Here is a 24,310-nt window from a genome sequence, read left to right as displayed (position 1 = left end):
CAGCCGCCGAAGCATTTTTATCATAGGCTTCATAGGGACGCAACGGCTACATCAAAAGAAACGGCTCTTCTGGCATCCATGCCGCCCAAATAGGTGCCGCATTGATCTCGCGTCGAGCGAATCACCCTTTGATACTCATAAAGCCACTATAGCCCCATGATTTGCTTCTTTTTTGCCAGAAACTCTTCGTCAGTGAGAATACCTGCATCACAGAGTTCTTTTAGCTTCTGCAAAGCTTCGATTTGCTCATCTAAAGACGCGAAAGCCCCCAAAACTCGCTCGTTTGTCTCTTCGATTGCAACAACGTCTGGTAGGGTGGATTTAGGAACACCACTGTTTTTGCTTATAGCCGCACTAACTACAGCTCCCAATGCCCCAGTTACCCCAGTCGCAGCTTTCGCCTTCGAACTAATGACAGCATCTGCAATAGGCACAAACGGCTTTGCCACGTCCGCCAAGTCAGAAATAACAGGCGCTGCAGTCCCAGTGGCCCCGCGAAGAGTCTTCGAAATACTTTTTCCTCCAATATCCTCTATCGTCCAATAATCACACATTCCCGTAACGGCTTTGTTGGTCTCGTTAGCAAAGAGCAACATCTTCTTCTTGTCTTTTTGGAGAAAATCAAACTCATATTCCTTATTATTGAGGTATGCGACAAGAGAGACGTACCCCACCTTTTCTTTGCGAACGGTCGGCCTAAACTGAAGTACACCCTCGAAAATTTTAATATCTTCAAGACCGATTTCAATTGTTTCTTCAGTCTTCTTTATTAGCCCCACAGAGTAAGAGAAGACAACTCTCTCTTGTTGGTCAGAGTGAGAGATCCGCTATGGGAGGATACGTCGAATACGCCCTTGCTATCAGAGTGGAAAATCACATCATCCACTTGAAGCAAGACAACCTCGTCATTACCCAATCTGACCATTATTGAACCCCGTTTCCCTACACCACTCGAACCAAAGAAAACTAACATTATTCGAGTTCATTGTATGACACAAAGTACTACGTTGGTGTTGTAATATCTCATTGAGGCTTCGTCTTACCTGCACACGGCAAACTTAACAACAGCCCTATTTTCATGGCTTGGTCGCTTGAAGAAAGAAGCCAGAAACAACGCTTGACGTCATGCACGGGCTGAAGTCGCCAATGAGCGTCACATCACACTTCCATCAGAAGACTGTTGTATGTAAATCGCACCTGAGAGGTTATCGAAATATTCATTGTCATACGGCATACGGCTTTCCCGTCCCCTCCGGCGGAACCCTCCGCTCGGCTAGAATGTCTCGAGCAGCTCGACCGGGTAGAGGCTCTCGAGGTTGGCGAGCAGGTCGTCGAAAGCGACGATGTAGGAGCCGATGATGTCGTCGGCGAGGCGCCGGGCAAGCATCGCGTCGTAAACATGTTCAGCCGCATTGCGATCATCGAGCATGCGCAGCCAGAGACCCTCATCGATAAAATCATACGCATCATAGGCCGCCTTGAGGATACCCCGCGGAGACCCCGTAGCCGCATCCAGTCTGCCTTCATACTCAAGGGTCTTGCGCAACAGCTTCCAGGAGAGCTCGAATTGCATCGCGAACTTATCGATGATACCGCTGAGGACAAACTCGTTTCGCAAGTCCTGCTCAGGAGCTTGCCGCAGCACGTTCAGGTTCGCCTTATAGTTCGCATACTTCATAGAGAACGACCCCTTCTTGCGCGATGCGCTCCCGCAGTCCTTCGCCCACCTCTTGGGACATATCGATGAAATCGAAGGTCAGCAACGTCGGACAGCTCTCCTCCAGAAGCCCGACATAGCAGTCGAAAGATGTGCCGTAGACAGCGAGATCGATATCGCTCTTCTCGGAGAAACGGCCGGATGCGCGAGAGCCGAAGAGGATAACTTTTTCGATCCCGCATTCCCTCGCCTGCTCGGCGATGAATGCGGTTACTTCTTCTCTCAAGCCGTAGGCATCCATGCTGATCCTTAGCAAAAAGGCCAGTATCACTACTGGCCTTTCAATTCAAAATGGCGGGATGTACGAGACTCGAACTCGCGACCTCCGACGTGACAGGCCGGCGCTCTAACCAACTGAGCTAACACCCCGAACGGTGTGCCCTTGAGAAAATGGCGGGATGTACGAGACTCGAACTCGCGACCTCCGACGTGACAGGCCGGCGCTCTAACCAACTGAGCTAACACCCCGTCTCAAGCAGCCCGTATAGTATACGCACAACGCCATTTGAGCGCAAGCCCTATTTCCGAAAAATTTTGGGCAAGCGGCAAAAGGGCTGTTCTCCTAGGCCTCGCGCAGGCTTCCCTCGAAGGTGAAGCGGCCCATCTTGGTGCCGCCGAGCACGTGGATGTGCAGGTGCCCCACCGTGGCGGCGGAATCGGGGCCGGTGTTCACCACGGTGCGGTAGCCGCTCTCGCCGACGCCCTTGAGGCGCGCCACCTCGGGCACGACGCTCATCATGTGGCCGATGACCTCGGCCGGCACGCCGGCGGCCAGGTTGTCGTAGTGCACCTTCGGCACGATGAGGGTGTGCACCGGCGCCTCGGGCTCGATGTCGTCGAAGGCGTAGCAGATATCGTCCTCGTACACCTTGGCCGACGGGATGTCGCCGGCGACGATCTTGCAGAACAGGCAATCGTCCATGGGGGTTCCTTTCTCTCTGACGGGCCTATGATACCCCTATTCGGCCCGCTGTTCCACGCGCAGGAAGCTCGTCGGGTGCAGACCCTCGGCCCCGTGGCCCGCGGCCACGGTGGCGGCCAGGAGCTCGCGGGCGAAGGCGTCGGCCCGCAGGCTGCCCGTGGGCTTCGACACGAGGGTGAAGGTCACCCGCGCGCCCTGGTGGGCCACCGGGCCCACCAGGTAATCGGCCACCGCGAGGGTCTTCTCCTTCTTCTTGCGCACCACGGTCACGGCCTCGGGCACCACGAGGGCCCGCGGCGCCTCGGAGAGCTCCACCTCGTAGGTGCTCACGGGGCAGGCCACGGAGGCCGCCGGGTCCTTGTGCTCGATATAGCGGGCCGCCGTGGGGTACAGATCGGCGGGGCTCGCCTCTTGAAGGGCCGCCAGGGCCTTGTCGGGGGCCACGTAGTCGGTCAGGAACAGGTCGAAGAACTCGGCGGTGCCCCCCACTCCCACGGGCAGGGCCGCGCCGAAGGCGATGCGCATGTGGGGCGAGAAGCCCTGGCTCACGGCATAGGGCAGCCCTGCGCGGCGCACGGCCCGCTCAAGGGCCCGGGCCACTTCCAGATGGGACAGCAGGGCCAGACGGCCCGTCTCGCGGAAGGTCACGCGCAGGCGGAACAAACGGGGATCGGCCATTACGCCATCGCCTCCTCTTCGGAAGATCCTTCGCCTTCGCCCCGCGGCCCGCGCTCGGGGTCGTGCAGAGCCTCGGGCACCTCGGCCGCCGCCTCCGGCTCCGAGGCCGCCCCAGCCACTGCCTCTGGCGCGGAGGGCGCCCCAACGGCCACCGGACCCGTGGCCCTCACGGTACGGTAGGGGTTCGCGGCGACGCCGCTCTCCCCCGCCGTTGCCGGGCGCTCCTCCTGAAGCTGGATGTCGGCGCCCAAGGTGGGGCAGGCGCCGCAGGCCGAGCACTGCTCGAAGGTGCAGTCCGGCGTGGTGACGCCCTCGGCGGCCCGGGCGCGCTCGCGGGCCAGGAAGCGGGGCGACACGGCGGCGGTGATGTGGTTCCAGGGCAGCACGTAGTCGGTGGCGAAGTCGGCTTGGGCCACGGCCGCCGGGTCGATGCCCAGCGCCTCGGCCGCGCCCGTCCACGCCTCGCCGTTGAAGTGCTCGGTCCAGGCGTCGAAGCGGGCGCCGCGGCGCCACGCCTCCTCCACCCAGGCGGCCACCTCGCGGCCGCCGCGGCTCATGACCGCCTCCACGAAGGAGGTGGCCGGATCGTGGTAGTGCACGTCCACGGCCTTGTACTTCACCGAGCGCTTCAAAAGCCCCACGCGGCGCAGGGTCTCCTCCGGGGAGATCTGGCCGTCCCACTGGAAGGGGGTCTGGGCCTTGGGCACGAACACAGCGCACGACACGCTCATGCGCACGCTGCCCCGCTGCTCGGGGGGCACGGCGGCCTTGGCGCGGTCGTAGGCCCGTTGGGCCAGGCTCGCGATGCCCTTGATGTCGTCGTCGGTCTCCGTGGGCAGGCCCACCATGAAGTACAGCTTGCAGCGGCGCCAACCGGCGGCGAAGGCCGCGTCAATGGCACTGAACAGGTCGTCCTCAGTCACGTTCTTGTTGATGACGTCGCGCAGCCGCTGGGTGCCGGCCTCGGGCGCGAAGGTGAGGCCGCCCTTCTTCTGGCCCGCCACCAGCTCGGCCATCTCCACCCCGAAGGCGTCCAGGCGCTGGGAGGGCACGCTCACGCGCACGCCGGTGCCGGCGCAGGCCCCGTTCACCCGGGTGAGGATCTCGGCGATCTGGGAGTGGTCCGTGGAGGACAGCGAGGTGAGGCTCACCTCGTCGTAGCCGGTGTCGGCCAGGCCCCGCACCACGGCGCTCACGATGTTGTCGGCCGACCGCTCGCGCACGGGACGGTACATCATGCCGGCCTGGCAGAAGCGGCAGCCCCGGGCGCACCCGCGCAGCACCTCCACGTTCAGACGGTCGTGCACCACCTCGGTGTAGGGCACCACCATGGGCTCGTAGGCGTCGGAGGTGGCGAAACCCTCGAACACCCGCTTGTCCACCACGGGCGGCACGTCGTCGAACAGGGGCTCCACCCAGCTGCCGGCCGCTTGGGCCTCGGCCTCGTCGCGCCAGCGGTACAGGCTCGGCACGTAGGCGCCGCCCACCTCCCGGGCCAGGGCCCGCAGAATATCAGCCCGCGGGGCGCCCTCGGCCCGCAACGTCCGGATGAGGGACAGCGCCTCGGGCAGCTGCTCCTCCCCCTCGCCCACCAGGATCACGTCGAAGAAGGGGGCGTAGGGCTCGGGGTTGTAGGCACAGGGACCGCCGGCCAGCACGATGGGGTCCTCTTCGGCTCGCTCGTCGCTGTGCAACGGGATGCCGGCCAGGTCCAGCGTCTCCAGGATGTTGGTGGCCGCCAGCTCGTGGGGCAGGGTGATGCCCACCGCGTCGAACTCGGCCACCGGGGCGCAGCTCTCCAGGGAGAACAGCGGCACGCCCGCATCGCGCATGAGGTCGGCCATGTCCACGGCCGGCAGGAAGGCCCGCTCGGCCCCCATGCCCTCGGTGGCGTTCACGGCGTTCACCAGGATGCGCACGGCCTGGTTCGCCTGGCCCAGCTCGTAGGTGTCCGGGTAGATCATGCAGAATTGGAAGGGGGCGTCGTCCTTCACGACGCAGCCCCACTCGTGGTTCAGATAGCGGGCCGGCCGCTCGATGGAGGCGAGCAGCGGCTCCACCCGGGGCCAGAGGTTAGTTCTTGCCATGGGCTCCCTTTCCGTTCTTCCCGCGCAGGGCGCGAAACGCCGTGGCGCCAGCCCCCTTGGCCACGTCCACCACCTTGCGGCCGGCCGGGGTGGCCGCCGCCTTGCCCGTGGCCTCCACGGCCTCGTCGCAGGCCTTCTGCACCACGTTGGCCACGCCCACGATATCGCCGCCGGCCTCGAAGTACTCGATGGCGGCCCGGCCCATGGCCTCGGTGCCGGCGAATCCCACGGCCCCCTTGATGGCCCAGCCGAGCACCGGCACCACACCCACAGCGGTGCGCGCGATGTTGCGGAACAGGAAGGCCCCGCCCACCACGGCGGCCAGCTCCTTGATGCGCTCGGCCGACAGGGGCTGGCCGTAGGCCGCGGCGATCTGCAGGAGCATCTTCGCCTGGTTCAGGGTCATGATGGGCATGTCGGCCCCGGGAATGAACACCACCACGCCCACGCCGGCGTTCTGAATGGCCGTGGCCCGCACCGCGTCCAGGGACAGCGGCCGGCGCACGAAGGGGAAGGCCAGGGCGAAGGCGAGCTTCTTGTCGCGGCAGGCGGCGATGATCCACTCCCCCATGCGCCGGTCCAGCGTCGCGGCGGCCTCCTCGTCCAGGTCGATGGGCTCCGCGCCCGCCGGCTCCTCCTCCACGGGCACCGCGTGCTCCAAGGCCTCGAGGGCAGCCGGCGCCTCGGCGGCGCGAGCCTCGGTGCCCCCGGCGGTCAGGCGCCGCGACAGCGTGGCAGCGGCATCGCCCAAGGGAGTGGGATCGGTCATGTAGGGGGCCACCAGATCCCCCTCGGGAATGGGGAACCCGGCCGCCTCGGCGGCGCGGGCCACCGCGGCCGGGGCCGTGGCCACCACCATGACCGGAATGCCCGCAGCGCGGATATGGGCGGCGGCCGCGCCGATGGAGGGGCTCGCCCCCGCCACGATCACGGCCATGTCGTCGGCCCCGTAGGGCTCGGGGGCGACGCCCTCCTCCAGGTAGCCCAGGGTGACCCGGGTGCGGGCGCCGGCGCTCGCGAAGGCGCTGCGCACGTGGCCCACCACGTCTCCGGGGGCCGTCTCGTCCAGACAGACGGACACGGCCAGGGGCGTGTTGCGGGCGGCGTCGATGTCGGTGGCGGCGCTGATGAGCGCGGGAATGTCGAGGGGCAGGTTCATTTACGCGGCCTTCCTTCCTTGAATCGAGCGATGGGACCACACCGAGCCGATGAGCCCGATGAGCGCGAAATTGACGACCATGAACGACGAGCCGTAGCTCACGAACGGCAGCGGGATGCCCGTGATGGGCATGAGCCCCACGTCCATGCCGATGTTCTCGAGAATCTGGAACAGCCACATGCCGACCACGCCCATGACGATGAGCATGCCGAAGAGGTCGTCGGCGGCCCGGGCGATGGATAGGCAGATGGCGATGAGGGCGGCGTACAGGGCGATGAGGAGCACCACGCCCATGAAGCCGAGCTCCTCGGCCAGCACGCAGAAGATGAAGTCCGTGGGGGCCTCGGGCAGAAAGCCGTGGGTCGACTGGGTGGCGTTCAAGAGGCCCTTGCCGAACAGGCCCCCGGATCCGATGGCGATCTTGGCCTGGGCCAGGTTGTAGCCGTCGCCGGACAGGTCGGCCTCGGGGTTCAGGAAGACGAGCAGGCGGCCGCGCTGGTAGTTCTTCAGCAGGCGGTACTCCCAGGTGCCGTCGTCCAACTGGTACTTCAGCAGCTCGTCCACGGCGAACACCGCCGCGATGGCGGCCACGCCGGCCACCACGGTGAGCAGCAGGTAGCGGGCCTTGGCGCCGCCCATGACGAGCACCACCGCCGAGATGGCCATATACACCAGGCCCGTGCCCAGGTCGGGCTGGGTCATGATGCAGGCGAAGGGCACGAGCAGCAGGCCCAAGACCTTGCAGTACTCGCGCCAATCGTCCAGGGTGCCCTGGTAGCGGGCCAAAAGGCTCGCGGCGAACAGCACCACGGTCACCTTCGCGAACTCGCCGGGCTGCACCTGCATGCCGATCTTGATCCAGGAGCGGGCGCCCATGCCCGCCGTGGTGCCGAGGCCCGGCACGTGGGGCAGCAGGATGAGCACCACGTTGATGACGAGTAGGGCCGTGGTCATGTTGGCCAAACGGCGGTAGTCGAAGCGCCACAGCACGGTCATGATGACGAGGCCTGCCCCCACGCCGGCCAGCTGCCGGTTGAAGCTGTAGTCGGCATCGCCCTGCACCGCCGACCAGCACACCAAAAGGCCGTAGCTGACCACGAGCGCGACGACCAGCAAGAAGGGCCAGTTCACGAGCGCGACCAACGGCGGCCGCTCGGGACGGCCGGGGGAACGATGGGAGCCGCGGGAATCTAGGGCCCGCTGGCTCTTGTGCACGGAATGTATCTGGGGAAGCTCTGCCACGAACCCTCCTAGTCCTCGCGGCCGCCGGAGTCCACGGCGATCTCCACAGACTCGCCCGGCGAACCGGCCACGCGCTCGATGGTCACCGTGGAGGTGCCGGCGGCATCGGCCATGAGCTCGGCCATGACCTCGGCCACCACCGGGGCGGCCGTGTCCGAGCCGCCGCCGCCCTGCTCCACGACGCAGGCCACCACGTACTTGGGATCGTCGAAGGGGGCGTAGGCCACGAACCAGGCCGTATCGTTCTGATCCTGCTTCTCGCCGGTACCCGACTTGCCCGCCGCGTCGATGCCCGCCTCCTCGAACAGAGGGGCCACGGAGTGGGACTCGCGCACCATATCGTGGAGGGCGTTGCGCACGTAGGTCAGGTGCGCCTCGGTCACCTGAGGCGTGCGGCTCACTTCCGGCTCGAAGGTGACGACGGTCTCCCCGGCGCTGTTGCGCACCTCCTTCAGCAGGTGCGGGCGCATGATGGTGCCCGTGGCCACGCCGGCGTAGGCGCAGGCGATCTGCAGCGGCGTGACGAGCACGTCGCCCTGGCCGATGATCATGTTGGTGTAGTCGCCGCCGCGCCAGACGGCCTCGGAGGGCACGTTGCGCCAGTGCTCGGCCTTCCAGGCCGGCGTCGGGATGAGGCCCACGGCCTCGCCCCCCAGATCGACCCCCGTGCGCTCGCCGAAGCCGAACTGCTCGATGTACTCCTGGAGCGCCGTGTCGGGCAGATCGCCGGATCCCTCGGGCCCGTGGTCGTAGAAGGCCTTGCCGATCTCGTAGAAGACGGTGTCGCAGGAGTTCACGATGCCGCCGTAGAGGTCCAGGGTGCCGTGGCCGGCGTGGTTCCAGCATTTCTGCACCACACCGGTGTCGAAGCCGTCCCACTCGCCGGTGCAGTTCCAGGAGCTGCTCTCCGAGGCGAACCCGTACTCCAGACCCGCCAGGGACGTGAAGGCCTTGAAGGTGGAGGCGGCCATGAACTGGCCCGACACCACGTTGTTATTGAGCGGCGCGTAGGCCTCCTCGCTGTTGTACTTGTCCATGAGGTCCTGGGAGAAGGCGCCAGTGAAGTTCGTGGGATCGAAGGTGGGGAAGCTCGACATCACCACCACCGAGCCGTCGGTCACGTCGAGGGCCACCACGGCCCCCTTGCAGCCCTTGCCGGTGCCGATGACGCCCTCGCGCGGGGCGATGAGGTCGGCGAGGGCCCGATCGGCCACGTACTGGGCCCGGGCATCGATGGTGAGGTACACGTCGCTGCCCTTGGAGTCGTCGATGTTGCTCATGACCGAGATGCGCCGGCCGTTGGCGTCCACCATCACCTTGCTCTCGCCGTGCTCGCCGGCCAGGTAGGAGTCGTAGGTGGCCTCCACGCCGGCCGTGCCCACGGTGTCGATGGAGAGGATCTCGCGACCCTCGGTCTTGTTCTCCATGATCTCGGGGGTCACGTTGCTCGTGTAGCCGAGCACGTGGGCCGCCAGGGCCCCGTAGGGGTACTCGCGCAGGGAGCGCTCCTCCACGGTGACGCCGGGGAAGGCGTCGGCATGCTCGGCGATGAAGGCCACGTCGCGCAGGCGCACGTCCTGGCCGAGCACGCGCAGGCTCTGGGCTCCCCCGCTCGCGTCCTTGATGCGCTGGAACAGCACGTTCACCGGCACCCCGAGCACCGTGGACAGGCGGCGCACCACATCGCGGTTGTCCGCCACCTCCGGATCGGCCAGCACGGCCTGGGCGGGGCGGTTCACGGCCAGGGGCACCCCGTTGGCGTCGTAGATGCAGCCGCGGGGGGCCGGGGTCTTCACCGTGGTGTAGAGGTTCTGCTCGGCGGCGTTGGCGTACTCGGAGTTGCCGAGGATCTGCATGGTCCACAGCTTCGAGGCCAGCACGGCGAAGATGCCCGCTGCCAGGGCCCCCACGGCCGCGAACCGGGTGCCGAGGCCGTCGGAGGGCTTCTTGGCGGCCGCGGGATCCTCCGAGGAGCCCACGGTCACCTCCCCGTCCCGGGCGGCCCGGGCCGAGGTGCGCCGCTCGAAGGGCGAGGTGCCCACGCCGACGGTGTCCAGCTGGCTGACCCCCTTGGTGGCGCCCACCGAAGGGGTGGAGCGATTCGCCTTCACGGCGAGGGCGGCGGCGATGACCACAATGGCGATAACGGCCGCGAGCACGGCCACGATAATGGCAAGGAGCACGGGCGCCCCCTTTCTAGCGCAGAACCGGCGTCCCCGGTTGACCCAAGGGCTTGCCGACCATCACGCGGATGGCGATCGGGTACAGCAGAAGGCCGATGACGCAATCGTAGAGCATGCAGGGCAGCGTGCGGTACAGGAAGGCCTCGCCGAGGGAGACGCCCCCGCCGCTCGCCACGACGGCGATGCCGTAGAGCACCTCCGCGAGAACCGTGGAGGCCAAAAGAATCGCCACCGGCATGAACAGGGTATCGTTGTCCAGGGCGAGATAGAGCCGGGAAGCGAGAAATGTTACCAGCACGAGCACGAAGGCCATGGCCCCCACCGGGCCCCCGCCCACCAGATCGAAGATGAGGCCGCAGACGAAGGGAACGACGGGACCCGCGTGGCCGGGGGTGGCCACGGAGCGCACGAGGCAGAAGGCCACGATGAAATTGGGCACGGCGGCGAACAGGGCGATGGCCGGGGCCACGATGATCTGCAGCAGCACGGCCAGGACGGCGCCGATGAGGGCCGTCACGGTCTCGCGGGTCAGCTCCATCAGGCATCCCCCTCCCCGCCCGCGGCATCGTCGGGGCCGCTGTCGCCGGAGCCGCCCTCGGCGCCATCACCAGTGCTGCCGGAGCCGCCCTCGGTGCCGTCGCCGGCGTCCTGGCCGCCCTCGCCCGCGCTGTCGGCGCCGTCGGCCGGAGCCTGGTCGCTCGGGGCGGGAATGGAGCGGTCGGAAGCGTCCTCGGCGGCGCTGAACACCACGATGGCCTCCTCCATGAGGGAGACCGAGCCGTTGGGGGCCACGACGATCTTGCGGGTGTCCTTGCCGGCGCTGCCCTCCACGCGGGCCACGGTGCCGATGACCAGGCCGCGGGTGTAGCTGCCCCCCAGACCGCTCGTCAGCACCACGTCGCCCACCTGGATGTTCACGTCGGCGCCGATGTTCTCCAGGTACAGCAGGCCGTCCAAGGACCCGCGCACGATGCCCTCGGCGCGGCTCGACTGGATCATGGCCGCGGCCCCCGACTGGGGGTCGGTGAGCAGGCGCACGCGGCAGGAGCCCGCCGACACGGAGATGACCTGGCCGACCACGCCGGTCGGCCCCATGACGGTCAGCCCCGTCTCCACGCCCGAGGAGGAGCCCACGTCCAGGGTGATGTCCTGGTTCCAGGCATCGGTGGAGCGGCCGATGACGCGACCGGCCACGCCCCGGATGTCGTAGATGTCGCGGAGGTTCAAAAGACCGCGCAAGCGCTCGTTCTCCAGGCGGATCTCCTCGGAGGAGGTCAGCTGGGCCACCAGCTGCTCGTTCTGCTCCCGCAGGGCCGTCAGAGTACCCTCGGAGGCAGCGTTGTCGCTGCTGGACTCCTCGGCCGCCTCCACCGCCTCGCCCAGGGGCACGCCGGCCATCTGGAGCGGGGCGGCGGCCCCCTCAACGAAGGACTGTACCCGGTGGATCGGGCCGTCCGGGCCCTCGGCGCTATAGACACCCACGAGCCCCAAGGCCAGCACGAGGGTGAGAATGAGCGGCACCCGTCCGACGGGCGCGGGACTGTTATTCTGGAAATTGAGAGCCATGAGCGGTGCGCGTCGCCCTTACTTGGAGCGCATGAGCGTCTGCTTGAGGGCCGTCGGCGTCTCGAGCACCTTCAGGCAGCCGGACACCACGTTGGTGAGCGCCGTCTCGGACACCCACACGGGAATCTCCAGCTTGTCGGTGAGGTAGCGGTCTAGGCCCGACAGAAGGCCGCCGCCGCCCGTGAGCAGGATACCGTTCTGGATGATATCGCTGGCCAGGTCGGGATTGGTCTTCTTGAAGGTGTCCTTGATGTGCAGCACCATCTCCTCGATGGGGGCCTGCAGGGCCGCGCGCACGTCCTCGGACTGGATGGTCACTTCCTTGGGCTGCTCGGTGTAGACGTCCTGGCCCGAGATGATCATGTCGCGCTCGCGGCCGTCCTCGAAGGGCAGGATGGAGCCGATCTTGATCTTGATGACCTCGGCCGTGCGCTCGCCGATCTTGATGCCCAAAAGGTCGCGCAGGTGCATGGCGATGGCCTCGTCGAGGCGGTTGCCGGCCAAGCGCAGACTGGAGGAGGTCACGATGCCGCCGAGCGAGATGACGGCCACCTCGGTGGTGCCGCCGCCGATGTCCACCACCATGCTTCCGGTGGGCTCGGTCACGGGCAGATCGGCGCCCATAGCGGCGGCCATGGGCTCCTCGATGAGGTAGGCCTGGCGGGCGCCGGCCTGGATGGCGGCCTCGAACACGGCGCGCTTCTCCACGGAGGTGGCGCCGCAGGGGATGCAGATGACGATGCGGGGCTTGGGCTGCCAGGGGTACTTCCGCTCGGAGGCCTTGTTGATGAAGGCCGACAGCATGGCCTCGGTCACGTCGTAGTCGGCGATGACGCCGTCCTTCAGGGGATGCTCCGCCGAGAAGGCGTCCGGCGTGTGGTTGATCATGTTCTTGGCCTCATGACCGACGGCGAGCACGCGGTGGGTGGACTTCTCTATGGCGACGACGGAGGGCTCGTTGATGACGATGCCCTCCCCGGTAATGGCAACGAGGGTATTGGCAGTCCCCAGGTCGATGGCCATGTCAGCGGACATCTGGCCGGTCAGACTGGAGAACATATCAAGGAATGACATACAGGCAAACCCTTCGGAAAACGTATAGGTTACAGTCAGCCTTAGATTTTAGCACAGGCCCCCCAGAGGCGCGGAAACTCCACAGGTAGAGGGCAATTTTCGCGGTCCTTAGTGCACGCTGCAGGAGAGGCACGGGTCGTAGGCGCGAACGAGTTTCTCGATCTCCAGGCGAATGAGGGCGCCGTCGTAGCCCTCCCCTACCATCTTCTCGGCAAGCTGGCGCATATCCCCCTCCAGGTTCGCGATGTTCTGGGCCGTGGGGGTCAGGATGGAGGCGCGGCGCACCCGGCCGTCGCCATCGAGCTCCAGCCGGTGGAAGAGGGCCCCGCGGGGTGCCTCGGTGAAGCCCGTGCCCACACCGGCCCGCACCGCGAAGGGCACCGGCGCGCTTGCGCCCGCGAACTCGTCGGCGGCCAGGCGGCGGCACAGGGCTGCGCAGCGGTCGAGCACGTCCACCAGTTCCACCGCCTGGGCGATGTTGTTGGCGAAGGGGTTGTACTCCGGCGGCCGCAGCCCCGCCTTGGCGGCAGCGTAGCGGGCGTCCTTGCACAGGGCACCCCAACTGGCGTTCACCCGGGCCAGCGCGGCGGTCATATAGGGCGCGCCCGTGCGCCGGGCCCGCGCGAGGAAGGCGGCCGAGGAGCCCTGGGGGTACTCCTCGATCTCCTCTTCCACCGCAGCGGCCGCAAACTCGTAGCCGGCCCTCACGAAGCGGGCCGTATCGGAGGTGCACACCGGGTAGGCGCCCGGGGCCACCATGGCGAGCATATCGCCGGCGGTCTCAAGGGCGATGGTATCGAAGTCGCGGAACAGATCGACACTGGCCAGGGCGAAGGCGCGGGAGGCGTCCATGGCCTCGGCCAGGCGACGGTACTCGGCCGCCTCGATCTCGTGGGTGAAGCCGCCCACCACCGCCGTGATGGGATGGATGGACCGGCCGCCCACCAGCGTGCAGAGCTCGTTGCCCAGGGCCTTCAGCCCCAGGGCCCGCTCCAGAAGGTCCGGGTTCGTATCGGCCAGGGGGAACACCGACTTGTGGCCGAGGAAGTCCGGGGCGGCGAACACGAACAGGTGCGTGGCGTGGTTCTGGAGGTAGGAGCCGTAGACCAACAGCTCCCGCAGGGCCTCGGTGCGGTCGGTCACCGCGACGCCGAATACGGCCTCGATGGCGCGGATATCGGTGACCACGTGGCTCGCCGAGCAGATGCCGCAGACCCGGGAGGCGATGTAGGGCACCTCCTCGAAGGAGCGGCCCACCACCATGGACTCGAAGAGCCGGGCCGGCTCCACCACGGCCATCTCGCAGGTGGTCACTTCCCCGTTCTCGATGACGACGTGGATGTCGCCGTGGCCCTCCACGCGGGCCACGTGATCGACGCTGATGCGGGTGGCGGTCATGGCTTACTCCTCCCCTGCCGGGGCCAGAGCCACGGCGTTGAACATCTCCAGGGCCTCGTCGAAGCGCCCGGGCGCGAAGCCGCGGCTGGCCGCGAAGGCGCGGGCCGCGGTCACGTTGGCGTCGGGCGAGAGACCGGCGCAGCCGTTGCAGGCCCGGCCGAGACCGGGGCACTTCGCCCCGCAGCCGGCGCGGGTCACGAGCCCCAGGCACATCTGGCCGCGCTTGTAGAGGCAGCCGCCCTCGCCCTGGGCGCACTGGCCGCAGAGGGTGGCGGTAACGTCCAGCCGGTTGCTGCCGTAGAGGGCCGCGTCCAGCACGCGCACGAACTCGAAGGGGTCGATGGGGCAGCAGCTCACCGTGAAGTCCACATCGATGACGGCCGACACCGGGGCCGGGGCCCGCAGAACGCCGCAGGCCTTAGGCAGCCCGTCCCCGTAGACCGCTTCCACGTGGGACGCCAAATCGCCCGCGGCCATGGCGGGAATGCCGCCGGTGGCCGCGCAGGACCCGATGGCGATGACGCAGGCCGCGCGCTCTCGCAGGGCGCGCACGGTCTCGGCCGCCTCCTCGGTGGTGACGGCGCCCTCGATGACGGCCACGTCGAAGGCCTCGGGCATGGGCTCCGACGAGGTGAGCTGCCAATAGCCCAGCTCGATCTGACCGAGCACCGCCAGAAGGTGGCGCTCGATGTTGGTGATGTTGATCTGGCAGCCGAAGCAGCTGGCCAGGCCGACGAGCACGACGCGCGGGGCGCGGGCCTCGCCGACGGTGGCGGTGTTCTCGCTCATTTACATCGACCCCTGGATGTTCTTGGCTTCCCAATAGTTGAAGACCGGCCCGTCGATACAGCAGTACTGGTGGCCCACCTGGCAGTGGCCGCACTTCCCCACGCCGCACTTCATGTGGCGCTCGAAGCTCATGTAGATGCGGTCGTAGGGAATGTTCTTCTTCCGCATCTCGGCCACGACGAAGCGGTACATCACCGGCGGGCCGCACAGGGCCCCGAAGGTGTTGGCCGCGTCGATCTGGAGGTGCTCGAAGGGCTTGGTGACGAGCCCCTCTTCCCCGTCCCAGGTCTCATCGGCGTGGTCGACGGTGAGGTACAGATCGAAGTCCTTGCGGTGGCGCCACATCTCGAACTGGTGGCGGAACATGACTTCTTGGGGGTTGCGCGAGCCGTAGATGATGGTGACCTTCCCGAACTCGCTGCGCTCGTCGTGGATGTTGTTGATGAGCGAGCGCAAGGGCGCGATGCCCAAGCCCCCGGCCACCAGCAGCACATCGTGGCCGCGCATGGCCTCGATGGGAAAGCCGCGGCCGAAGGGGCCGCGGATGCCCACGATCTCGCCGCACTGCATCTGGTGGAGCCGTTCGGTGAAGCGGCCGGCGCGGCGCACGCATAGCTCGATGAAGCCGCGCTTCGTGGGCGACGAGGAGATGGAGATGGGCGCCTCCCCCACCCCGAACAGGGACAGCTCCACGAACTGGCCCGGAGCGTGGCAGAAGGCCTCGCGGATCTTCTCGTCCACGAGTCGGAACTCGAAGAGCTTCTCGGTGGCCGTGAGCTCGGTGATGGAGGTGATGCGGGCCGGCCAGGGCCGATAGGGGTTGGCGGCCATGAGCTCGGCGCCGGTCATCTCGGGGCCCTCGTCGCGGTAGGGATGGACGGCCACAGTGGCGCGGGAGGCGCTACTCGCCATCGTCGGCCCCCTTTCTCTCGAAGAACTTCAGCACCTCGATGGGGCTGATGCCCACCTTGCAGGCGGCGGCGCACCGTCCGCAGCCCACGCACAGGCTGCGGTCGTGGGTGGCCAGAAAGCCGTTGAGCTTGTGGTACATGCGGTGGCGCACCCGCTCGGCGGCCGTGGAGCGGAAGTTGTGGCCGCCGGCCACCATGGCGAACTGGGGCGAGGTGCAGGCATCCCACACCCGCTCGCGCCGGCCGGTCTCCGCGCCGGGATCCAGGGTGTCACGGATATCGAAGCAGTAGCAGGTGGGGCACACGCTCGCGCAGGCGTTGCAGGACAGGCAGCGGCCGCCCAGCTCGTCCCAGAAGCCGTCCTCGTGGAAGGCGTCCATGAGCATGGGAATCTCCTGCACGTCGGGAATGGCCCCGTTGAAGGCCTCCTGGCGGGCCCGGGTGGCGGCGCGGAAGGCGGCGCGGTCGGCGTCGGTGGCCTCGCGCACGTCGCAGGCCCCCTCCAGGATGTTCGCCGCCGTGACCGACCCGATGGACACGAGGAACGCCTCACCGATGGCGTTCAGGAACAGATCGTAGCCGGGCCGGGCCTCTTCGGAATCCATGAGGTGGCAGAAGCAGGTGTCGCCCGGGGTGCAGCTGACCCCCACGATGAGGGTGGCGTCCTGGTGGGCCCGGTAGTAGGGATCGGGATAGCGCGGGTCGTTGAACACGCTGTTCAGGTTCATGATGCCGTTGATGTCGCAGGCGTGCACCCCGAACAGCACCCGCGGGCGCACCTCGTCCACGTAATCGGTGACGGCGTTCTCCCGGGCGTCGAACTCGAAGAGGGTCTCGGTCGCCGGTAGGAAGTACTTCTTGGGCGAGGCGATGGTGGTGGGATAGTCCAGCGCAATCTCGCTGAAATCGCCGATGGCCTCGAAGGCGTAGAACGATCCGCGACGCACCGGCGCCACCACTTCGTAGCGCTCCATGAAGGCCGCGACGAGCGAGGGCAGATCCGCGCGATCGATGACACGGTACAGCATAGGTGGCATTCCTTTTTCGCTGATGGCTTCTCCGTTGTCCTCCATGGTAACGGGTCGGCAACCGCCAGGGACACCCCCGCTTCGACTGACGGCCGAAAAACCAGATGAAAAAAGAGAAAAGGGACCCGCAGGCCCCTTTTCGCAGCTTTCGCCGTATCGGTGTCACCTTCCCTAGTTGAAGAAGATCGCGATCTCGCGCTCGGCGGACTCGGGAGAGTCGGAACCGTGGATGACGTTCTCGTCCATGATGAGGCCGAAATCGCCGCGGATGGTGCCCGGAGCGGCCTCGGCCGGGTTGGTGGCACCCATGAGGGAGCGGCACTTGGCCACGGCGCCCTCGCCGGAGATGACCATCTTGACCACGGGGCCGGAGGTGATGTAGGCGATGAGGCCCTCGTAGAAGGGCTTGCCCTCGTGCTCCTTGTAGTTGGCAGCGGCCTGCTCGGGGGTGACCATGCCGAGCTCCATGCGCTCGACGACAAGGCCGGCGCGCTCGAAGCGGTTGATGATCTCGCCGATGTGGCCGTTGCGCACGCCATCGGGCTTGATCATGGAGTAGGTCTTCTGAATAGCCATGGGTATCCTTTCGCAATGGGTTTCAGGTCATGCAAACGGCCCGCACGAAGGGCGGGCCGGAAATGCCGTCAGGGGGCGAGCCTAGCTCTGGCTCGGGAAGTACAGCTCGATGTTGGTGACCTTCCAGCCGATGCCGTCGCGGGCGAGCGACACCTGGTAGGTGACCGTTCCGCCCTCGCCAGTGGCGGCGGTGGCATAGACCACCGAGTCGCTCATGGAGCGGTTCACGCCGTCGATGGTCACGTTCGGGTCGGTCACCACCGGATCCAGCATGGCGGCCACCTTGGACTCCTCCACGCTGCTGGCGAGCACGGTGCCCGGAGCGGCGGCCGGATCGGCGAACAGCTTCTTCACCACCTCGTCCTGGGTCGGCCAGCCGTAGCCCTGGACGTAGGCGAACACGCCGGCCGCGGCGGCCAGCACGATGACGACAACGAAGAACAGCAGCACCTTCAGACCGACGTTGCGGCGCTTGCGGTCCTGCTTGGCTAAACCACGCGACCACTGCTCCAGCTCCGCGTCGGTAGCGGTGAAGAAGCGGTCGTTGTCCACGTTGTCGTAGGCGCCCACGTAGCCGGGGAAGTTGGCCGGATCCACCTCGTAGGGCTCGTCATAGTAGAAGGGCTCGGCCGCGGCCTCGTCGTAGGTCTCCATATCGTAGACGCTCGAGCCGTCGGCGGCCACATCGAGGCCGGACATGTCGGCCAGCTGGAGCACCTGGGTGGCCTGGTTCTGCTCGGAGGTGCCCTGGGCCACGGCGCCCACGGCCCGCTGGTAGTCCACACTCGCCGAATCGGACAGGAAGTAGGTCTTGTCGGCGATGGCCTCCTCGAAGGCGTGAACCGCCTTCTCCATCTGGCCGCAGGCCACGTAGGCCTGGCCGAGGGAGGCCTGGAGCTTGTTGCGGGTAGCCGGCAGCATGTCGAACTGCATGGCGCTCTCGTAGGAGGCCACGGCGTCGGCCGGGCGGTTCAGGGCCATGAAGCACACGCCCAGGTTCAGCAGGGCCTTGGTCGGATCGGGGTTCGCCTCGTCGAGGGCCGCCTCGCGGAAGGCCACGCCGGCCTCGGCGGACTTGCCGAGCTTCATGAGGGCGTTGCCCATGCCCATGTAGGACTTGTAGGGCGTGGGGTTGGTGTCGTCGGTGACCGACTTCTCGAAGTAGCGGATGGCGTTGTCGTAGTCGCGCAGGGAGGCGTAGGCCATGCCGAGGTTGCACTCCACAGTGCCGAGCGCCCCGTAGGCCGGGTCGGCCGTGGCCTGGCTGTAGGCCTGGATGGCCTCCCGCGGGTTCTTCAGCTTCACCAGGCAGTTGCCAATCTGGTGGTAGAGCAGGCCCATCTCGCCGGGGGCCAGGGGGTAGTTCGTATCCTGCAAGCATTCCGTGAACGTCATCAGCGCACCGCGGAAATCCCGCAGGCGGTAGCGCTCATTCGCTCGATCGAATAACTCGTTGTTCATAGACTTCCTTCGCTCGGTCTTCCTTGCAGGTCGGGCCCCAGGGCCCCGCGCGGCCACCGGGACCGCAGGCGCCCCCGCGGGGCGCCGGATGATCGCCCCTAGGCGTTCTCGATGGTGATGGACTCGATGACGTCGCCGGCACGGAGCTGGCCGATGACGTCCTTGCCCTCGATGGTCTGGCCGAACACCGTGTAGCCGGAGTCCAGGTTGTGCTGGGGGCCCAGGCACAGGTAGAACTGGGAGCCGGCGGAGTTCGGGTCCATGGAGCGGGCCATGGCCAGGGCGCCGTCCTCATGGGAGTTGTTGGGGTTGGTGGTGTACTCCTCCTTGATGGAGTAGCCGGGATTGCCGGTGCCGAAGGGGGCGAAACCGGCGGCGCGGCCGGCGGCCACCTGCTCGGGCGTGGCCTCGCGGGTGTTGGGGCAGCCGCCCTGGATCACGAAGCCGGGCACGTAGCGGTGGAACTTGAGGCCGTCGTAGAAGCCCTTCTGGGCCAGTTCCACGAAATTGCCCACGTGAATGGGGGCGTCGTTGCCGGCCAGCTGCACGCGCACGGTGCCCTTGGAGGTGTTGATGACGGCGATCTCCTCGCCGGTGGGCTGATATTCGGGAGTGTACAGAGCCATGGGCCCTCCTTTTCCTCGCTGCGCGCCGCCGCGGGTCGGGGCCGGGGGCGGCACGGATCGTATCTTTACATACGGGGAATGATTCTAACAGGTTAGCGGCCGGAACGCTCGAAAATGCTAACCACTTCCACATGGTAGGTCTGGGGAAAGAGGTCGACGGGCGTTGCCCGCGCCAAACGGTAGCCCGCGGCCTCGAAGCGGGCGACGTCCCGGGCCCAGGTGGCCGGATCGCAGCTCACGTAGGCCACCCGGCGCGGGGCCGCCGCGGCGATGGAGTCCACCACCCCGTCGGCCAGGCCGGCCCGGGGCGGATCCACCACAAGGGCGTCCAAATCCCCCAGCTCTGGCAGCTCCCGGGCCGTGTCGCCGCCGATGACCTCGATGTCCACCCCGGCCCGCTCGGCGTTGCGCCGCAGGTCGCGCACGGAGGAGCCGGCCGATTCCACGGCCACCACATCGGCCCCGGCCGCGGCCAGCGGCACCGAGAAGGTGCCCCCGCCGGCGTAGAGATCGGCCACGTAGTCGCCCTCTTCCAGTTCCAGGCCCTCCTGCACGAGGGCCACGAGCCGCTCGGCCTGGGCGGTGTTCACCTGGAAGAACGACGGGGCGCTCGTGAGGAAGCGCGCGCCGGCCAGCTCCTCCTCCCAGCAGCCCTTGCCGGAGATGGCCTCCACCTTCTTCACCTTGCGGGCGCGGCCCGGCTCGGCCAGCACCCGCACCAGCGAGGTGTTCTTGCAGGCCTGGGCCAGCGTCTTGGCCGCAGCGGCCCGGGGGAAGGGGCCCGGCGCCGTCCACAGAGCCACTTCCACGTCCTTGGTGCGCAGGCTGCCGCGCACCCCCACGCGGAAGATGCCCAGGTCCTCGTTGCCCGAGAGGAACCGCAGGGCGCCGCGCAGGGCCTTCGGAGCCCGTTCGATGAGGCGGTTGGCCAAGGGGCACGCCTCGAGGGGAACCACCTCGGCGCTGCCCTCGGGGCGCATGCCGAGCACGAGGCGGCCGGCGCCATCGGTGCCGCAGGCCAGCTCCAGCTTGTTGCGGTAGCCCCATTCCCGCTTCGAGGGGACGCACGGCGCCACGATCTCCTCGGCCCGGGCCGGGTCCATGTGACCCGTGCGCACGAGGGCGTCCACGACGTTGGCCCGCTTGGCCGCCAGCTGGGCCGGGTAGGCCAGATGGGCCCAGGAGCAGCCCCCACAGCCGGCCGCGCAGGGCGGCGCCACGCGGTCGGGCGAGGGTTCCACGAGCCGCGCCACGGTGGCCCGAGCGAAGCGGGGCTTGGCCTCCACCACCTCCACCTCGGCCACATCCCCCGGCGCGGCCCCTTCCACGAAGACGGTCTTGCCGTCGGCCAGGCGCCCCACGGCGGCCGAGCCGTAGCTCATGCGGTCGATGGAAACGGTCTCGGTCATGGGGGCTCCTTCGGTCAGGCGGCCCGCGGCGCGGGGCTGCGCGGCGCGGCGAAAACGAGAAAGGGCGGACCTGCCGGCCCGCCCTGGACAATCATGGTGCCCTCGACAGGATTCGAACCTGCGGCACCTTGCTCCGGAGGCAAGTGCTCTATCCCCTGAGCTACGAGGGCGCATAGGGGTGCCCCGCATCGGGGCGCAGGCTATTATAGTGCAAAACTCACGCCCGCGCCGCAAAACTCCAAAATCCCCCACGGACGGCCCCGCCCGGCGGCCGCGGCCCTAGCCGAAGATCACCGTGAGAGCGCCCGGGATGCAGTCGATGATGAAGTGGTCACCTTCGATCTTCTCGCCGTCGATCTGGGCGGGCGGCTCGCAGCCGAAGGACAGTTCCAGCGCCTCGGCCCGCTCGAAATGAATGTGGCGGTTGCCGGTGTGGCGCCCGAAGCGGGCGGCCAGCAGCACCGCGAGGGCCCGCTTCGCCGTGAGGGTAGGCGTGGCCCAGCACAGGTCGAGCAGCCCGTCATCCAAAGACGCCTCGGGCGTGATGCGGAAATGGCCGCCGTAGGTGGGGCCCATCTGCACGGCGAAGAGATAGCAGCTGCCCTTCAGGTAGATGGGGGCGAGCCCTGGCGCCGCCCGCAGGACGTTCAGCGCGAAGTCGTAGATCTCGAGGTGATGAAACAGCTGGTCCACGGCGCTTTCAAGGTACAGCCGCGTGCCGGCCCGGCCCGTGCGCACCCGCCGCTCCATGGTGTCCAGGGCAATGGCGGCGTCCAGGCCGAAGGAGAGCGTCTCCACGAAGTAGCGGCCGTTCACGCGCCCGATGTCGGCGGGACCGGTGCGGAAGGCGAGGATCTGGTCGATGGCCCGCGGGATGGAAGAGGCCATGCCGAGGGTGGCCGCGTAGTCGTTGCCGGAGCCGGCCGGGATGACCCCGAGGGCCGGCCGGGCCGCGGCGGGGCGCTCCATGAGCCCGGAGGCCACCTCGTTCACGATACCGTCGCCGCCCAGGGCGATGACGGCGCCCACCTCCTCCCCCAGCCCCGCTGCCAGGGCCATGGCGTGGCCGGGCCGTTCGGTGAGCAGAAGGCGGAAGCCGTCGTCGCCCACCCGGGCACGCAGGTGGCTGGCCGCCTCCACGGCGGCCCAGGAGCCGCGGCCGTTCTGGGCCGCCGGATTGGCAATGAGCGCGATCTTTCCGATAGCCATCGGTCTCTCCCCTCAGATCCGCGCCGGGCTCACAGCAGCTCCAGCGGCTCGGTGGCCGCCGTGTCTCCGGCGTCGAGGAATTTCTTGCGCGTGACGAAGTTGTAGACCATCACCACGGCCGTGGCCGCGATCTTGGTGATGAGGTAGCTGATGCCCAGAAGCGACGTGCCGAGGAACATGAGGGCGTCGTTGATGCCGAGGCCGATGACCGACAGCACGACGAAGATGACGAACTCCCGACGGCGCGAGAGCCCCTCCTTATGGGTGAACACATAGCGCATGGAGGCCAGGTAGTTGAACACCACCGACACGGTGAACGAGATGGTGGCCGACAGCAGGTACTCCACACCGGCAAGCTCGGTGAGGGCCACCATGAGGCCGTAGTCGATGACGAAGGCCACCGCGCCCACGACGCCGAACTTCATGAACTGCTGGACGAGCTTTCCCATGGTCCCTTCCGCTGCGCAGAGCCGTGCCCGATCGCCCGGGCCCCGGTGCCGGCAGCCCCCGCCCGGGGCGCCGGCGATCCGACAAAAAAGGGAGAACCGAAGTTCTCCCTGCTCATTCATGGTGCCCCCAACGGGAATCGAACCCGTGTCTCAGCCTTGAAAGGGCCGCGTCCTGACCTCTAGACTATGGGGACGTGCAAAATAGCTTGAACAGTATGGCAGAGAAGGCCGCCCATTGCAAGGCCCTCGCCGAGAATTTCCCGCAGCGGGCCCTAGCAGTGCCGATCGGCCTCCATGACCCGGTAGACGCTCATCTCCCATTGGCGGCGGTGGGACTTCGCCACCGTGTCCAGGATGAGGCCGGCCGTGAGCGAGAGGGCCGCCGTGAGCATGAAGGCCACGGCCAGCACCGCCGAGGGCAGGCGCGACACGTAGCCGGAGTCCAGGTACTCCCCGATCACCGGCACGCCGGCGGCCAGACCGCACAGGCCGAGCACCACGGCCAGCCAGCCGAAGAAGGCCATGGGGCGGTAGTCGCGGAACAGGCTCGCGATGGCGGCGATGACGAGCATGCCGTCGGTGAAGGTGGACAGCTTGCTCTCGGAGCCCTCGGGCCGGTCGCGGTAGTCGATGGGCACGTCGGCCACGCGCCAGCGGCGGTCCACGGCCCAGATGGACACCTCGGTCTCGATCTGGAAGCCCTCGCTCATGACGGGCATGGTCTTCACGAAGGCGCGGGAGAAGGCCCGGTAGCCGGTCATGACGTCCTCGAAGGCGTAGCCGTAGATGAGCCGGATGAGCCGGCGCACGAGGTTGTTGCCGAAGCCGTGGAAGGGCCGCTCGTTCTCGGCGCCGTAGGAGCCGTTGGAGATGCGGTCGCCCACGGTCATGTCCGCCTCGTCGGCGGCGATGGGGGCCAGAAGGTCGCCGGCGGCCTCGGCCGGGTAGGTGTCGTCGCCGTCCACCATGAGGTAGTAGTCGGCGTCGATGTCGCGGAACATGGAGCGCACCACGTTGCCCTTGCCCTGGCGGCTCTCGCGGCGCACCACCGCGCCGTGGGCCGCGGCGATCTCGGCGGTGCCGTCGGTGGAGTTGTTGTCGTAGACGTACACGGTGGCCGCGGGCAGGACGGCCCGGAAGTCGTCCACCACCTTGGCGATGGTGACGGCCTCGTTGTAGCAGGGAACGAGGACGGCCACCCCCTCGCCGCGCCGCGCGGCGGCAACGGCCTCGGCGGTGGCCGCGGGGTTCGATGTCGTAGCGATGTCGGTCATAGGCGGATGCTCCTCATCGGGCCGCCGCAGCCCCAGCGACTGCGGCCCGCGGCCCCAAGATCGGCGGTTCTCTGATGGGAAAGATTATCGTACCGTAAAACCGCGCCCGCGGCCACGAGTTCAAAATCTTTGCGAATACCCCGTTACCCTGAACACCCTCCAGCGCCGCCAAGGGCACCGCCCCAGGGCGCAAGCGCTATGTCCCGGAGAAGGCCCCTTCCCACACGACGGCGCCGGTGGCGAAACCGCTTCTCCGAGAAGTTCGTTTTTAGTTGCGAGATCGGCCCATAAGAGGTATATTCGAAAGCGGCTCATCATTAATGAGAGAAGGAGAAGCCATGCCAACGAAGCGAAGGGGTTCGCTTCTGCGTCTCGGCCTGGCCGCGGCACTGGCCTGCGGGATGATGCCCGCGGCAGCGCTCGCCAGCCCAGAGGGCCCAAGCACAGAGACCCCCCCCCGTCGAGTTTTCTGAACCGGTAGGCGACGTTTCCCGTCACGGAAACGATCCCCAGGCCGAAGGCAGCATTGTCGCAACGACGGCCGAAACGACG

General features: G+C 67.3%; 23 protein-coding genes and 4 tRNA genes. All 27 read right to left on the bottom strand.

Annotated elements, in window-relative coordinates; genetic code table 11:
- Nucleotides 1-146 precede the first annotated feature (146 nt).
- Complete coding sequence (locus tag ACTOXK_RS04895) at nt 147-779, bottom strand: SHOCT domain-containing protein (RefSeq protein WP_482278126.1); 633 nt, start codon at nt 777-779, stop codon at nt 147-149.
- A 494-nt stretch (nt 780-1,273) separates the two neighbouring features.
- Nucleotides 1,274-1,678, bottom strand: coding sequence for an HI0074 family nucleotidyltransferase substrate-binding subunit (locus ACTOXK_RS04890; RefSeq protein WP_482278125.1), 405 nt, complete (start codon nt 1,676-1,678; stop codon nt 1,274-1,276).
- Nucleotides 1,659-1,958, bottom strand: coding sequence for a nucleotidyltransferase family protein (locus tag ACTOXK_RS04885; RefSeq protein ID WP_482278124.1), 300 nt, complete (start codon nt 1,956-1,958; stop codon nt 1,659-1,661). Before ACTOXK_RS04885 ends, ACTOXK_RS04890 begins: the two co-directional genes overlap by 20 nt.
- A 51-nt stretch (nt 1,959-2,009) precedes the next feature.
- Nucleotides 2,010-2,086: transfer RNA gene (locus ACTOXK_RS04880), tRNA-Asp, on the bottom strand.
- A 22-nt stretch (nt 2,087-2,108) separates the two neighbouring features.
- Nucleotides 2,109-2,185: transfer RNA gene (locus ACTOXK_RS04875), tRNA-Asp, on the bottom strand.
- Nucleotides 2,186-2,279: 94 nt separating this feature from the next.
- On the bottom strand, nt 2,280-2,639 hold the full coding sequence (locus tag ACTOXK_RS04870) for a histidine triad nucleotide-binding protein (protein ID WP_482279445.1): 360 nt from the start codon (nt 2,637-2,639) through the stop codon (nt 2,280-2,282).
- A gap of 36 nt (nt 2,640-2,675) precedes the next feature.
- On the bottom strand, nt 2,676-3,317 hold the full coding sequence (locus ACTOXK_RS04865; RefSeq protein ID WP_482279446.1) for a TIGR03936 family radical SAM-associated protein: 642 nt from the start codon (nt 3,315-3,317) through the stop codon (nt 2,676-2,678).
- A complete protein-coding gene (locus ACTOXK_RS04860; protein WP_482279862.1) occupies nt 3,317-5,404 on the bottom strand; it encodes a TIGR03960 family B12-binding radical SAM protein in 2,088 nt (695 codons plus the stop codon). Before ACTOXK_RS04860 ends, ACTOXK_RS04865 begins: the two co-directional genes overlap by 1 nt.
- Nucleotides 5,391-6,563 (bottom strand): YcjF family protein, encoded by a 1,173-nt coding sequence (locus tag ACTOXK_RS04855; RefSeq protein WP_482279861.1) that lies wholly within the window; start codon nt 6,561-6,563, stop codon nt 5,391-5,393. The genes ACTOXK_RS04860 and ACTOXK_RS04855 overlap by 14 nt, the downstream gene beginning before the upstream one ends.
- Nucleotides 6,564-7,706 carry a rod shape-determining protein RodA gene (gene rodA, locus ACTOXK_RS04850; protein ID WP_482278258.1) on the bottom strand — a complete coding sequence of 381 codons (1,143 nt, stop codon included), beginning with the start codon at nt 7,704-7,706 and terminating at the stop codon, nt 6,564-6,566.
- A 107-nt stretch (nt 7,707-7,813) separates the two neighbouring features.
- Nucleotides 7,814-9,988, bottom strand: coding sequence for a penicillin-binding protein 2 (gene mrdA, locus ACTOXK_RS04845; RefSeq protein WP_482278222.1), 2,175 nt, complete (start codon nt 9,986-9,988; stop codon nt 7,814-7,816).
- 13 nt (nt 9,989-10,001) lie between these two features.
- Entirely contained in the window at nt 10,002-10,526 is a 525-nt protein-coding gene (mreD, locus tag ACTOXK_RS04840) for a rod shape-determining protein MreD (protein WP_482278223.1), read from the bottom strand.
- A complete protein-coding gene (gene mreC, locus ACTOXK_RS04835; protein WP_482278224.1) occupies nt 10,526-11,554 on the bottom strand; it encodes a rod shape-determining protein MreC in 1,029 nt (342 codons plus the stop codon). The genes mreD and mreC overlap by 1 nt, the downstream gene beginning before the upstream one ends.
- Before the next feature lie 18 nt (nt 11,555-11,572).
- Nucleotides 11,573-12,628 (bottom strand): rod shape-determining protein, encoded by a 1,056-nt coding sequence (locus ACTOXK_RS04830; protein ID WP_016308611.1) that lies wholly within the window; start codon nt 12,626-12,628, stop codon nt 11,573-11,575.
- 108 nt (nt 12,629-12,736) lie between these two features.
- A complete protein-coding gene (locus ACTOXK_RS04825) occupies nt 12,737-14,026 on the bottom strand; it encodes a Ni/Fe hydrogenase subunit alpha (RefSeq protein WP_482278225.1) in 1,290 nt (429 codons plus the stop codon).
- Nucleotides 14,027-14,029: 3 nt separating this feature from the next.
- On the bottom strand, nt 14,030-14,815 hold the full coding sequence (locus ACTOXK_RS04820; RefSeq protein ID WP_482278226.1) for an NADH-quinone oxidoreductase subunit B family protein: 786 nt from the start codon (nt 14,813-14,815) through the stop codon (nt 14,030-14,032).
- Entirely contained in the window at nt 14,816-15,727 is a 912-nt protein-coding gene (locus tag ACTOXK_RS04815; protein WP_482278227.1) for an FAD/NAD(P)-binding protein, read from the bottom strand.
- On the bottom strand, nt 15,717-16,754 hold the full coding sequence (locus ACTOXK_RS04810; RefSeq protein WP_482278228.1) for a 4Fe-4S dicluster domain-containing protein: 1,038 nt from the start codon (nt 16,752-16,754) through the stop codon (nt 15,717-15,719). The genes ACTOXK_RS04815 and ACTOXK_RS04810 overlap by 11 nt, the downstream gene beginning before the upstream one ends.
- 171 nt (nt 16,755-16,925) lie before the next feature.
- Nucleotides 16,926-17,330, bottom strand: a complete 405-nt coding sequence (gene ndk / locus ACTOXK_RS04805) for a nucleoside-diphosphate kinase (RefSeq protein ID WP_028027118.1) — start codon at nt 17,328-17,330, stop codon at nt 16,926-16,928.
- Between the two features lie 81 nt (nt 17,331-17,411).
- Complete coding sequence (locus tag ACTOXK_RS04800; protein ID WP_482278229.1) at nt 17,412-18,791, bottom strand: tetratricopeptide repeat protein; 1,380 nt, start codon at nt 18,789-18,791, stop codon at nt 17,412-17,414.
- A gap of 98 nt (nt 18,792-18,889) precedes the next feature.
- Nucleotides 18,890-19,417: a peptidylprolyl isomerase gene (locus ACTOXK_RS04795; protein WP_482278230.1), complete on the bottom strand. Its 528-nt coding sequence runs from the start codon at nt 19,415-19,417 to the stop codon at nt 18,890-18,892.
- Nucleotides 19,418-19,509: 92 nt separating this feature from the next.
- Nucleotides 19,510-20,826 carry a 23S rRNA (uracil(1939)-C(5))-methyltransferase RlmD gene (rlmD, locus tag ACTOXK_RS04790; protein ID WP_482278231.1) on the bottom strand — a complete coding sequence of 439 codons (1,317 nt, stop codon included), beginning with the start codon at nt 20,824-20,826 and terminating at the stop codon, nt 19,510-19,512.
- A gap of 94 nt (nt 20,827-20,920) precedes the next feature.
- A tRNA-Arg gene (locus ACTOXK_RS04785) sits at nt 20,921-20,996 on the bottom strand.
- A gap of 109 nt (nt 20,997-21,105) precedes the next feature.
- Complete coding sequence (locus ACTOXK_RS04780) at nt 21,106-22,035, bottom strand: diacylglycerol/lipid kinase family protein (RefSeq protein ID WP_482278232.1); 930 nt, start codon at nt 22,033-22,035, stop codon at nt 21,106-21,108.
- 29 nt (nt 22,036-22,064) lie between these two features.
- On the bottom strand, nt 22,065-22,484 hold the full coding sequence (locus ACTOXK_RS04775; protein ID WP_482278233.1) for a GtrA family protein: 420 nt from the start codon (nt 22,482-22,484) through the stop codon (nt 22,065-22,067).
- A gap of 119 nt (nt 22,485-22,603) precedes the next feature.
- A tRNA-Glu gene (locus tag ACTOXK_RS04770) sits at nt 22,604-22,678 on the bottom strand.
- 78 nt (nt 22,679-22,756) lie between these two features.
- A complete protein-coding gene (locus ACTOXK_RS04765; RefSeq protein ID WP_482278234.1) occupies nt 22,757-23,758 on the bottom strand; it encodes a glycosyltransferase family 2 protein in 1,002 nt (333 codons plus the stop codon).
- Nucleotides 23,759-24,310: the final 552 nt, after the last annotated feature.

The sequence above is a fragment of the Adlercreutzia sp. genome (assembly GCF_056795635.1).
This window is presented reverse-complemented; position numbering and strand designations above follow the sequence as displayed.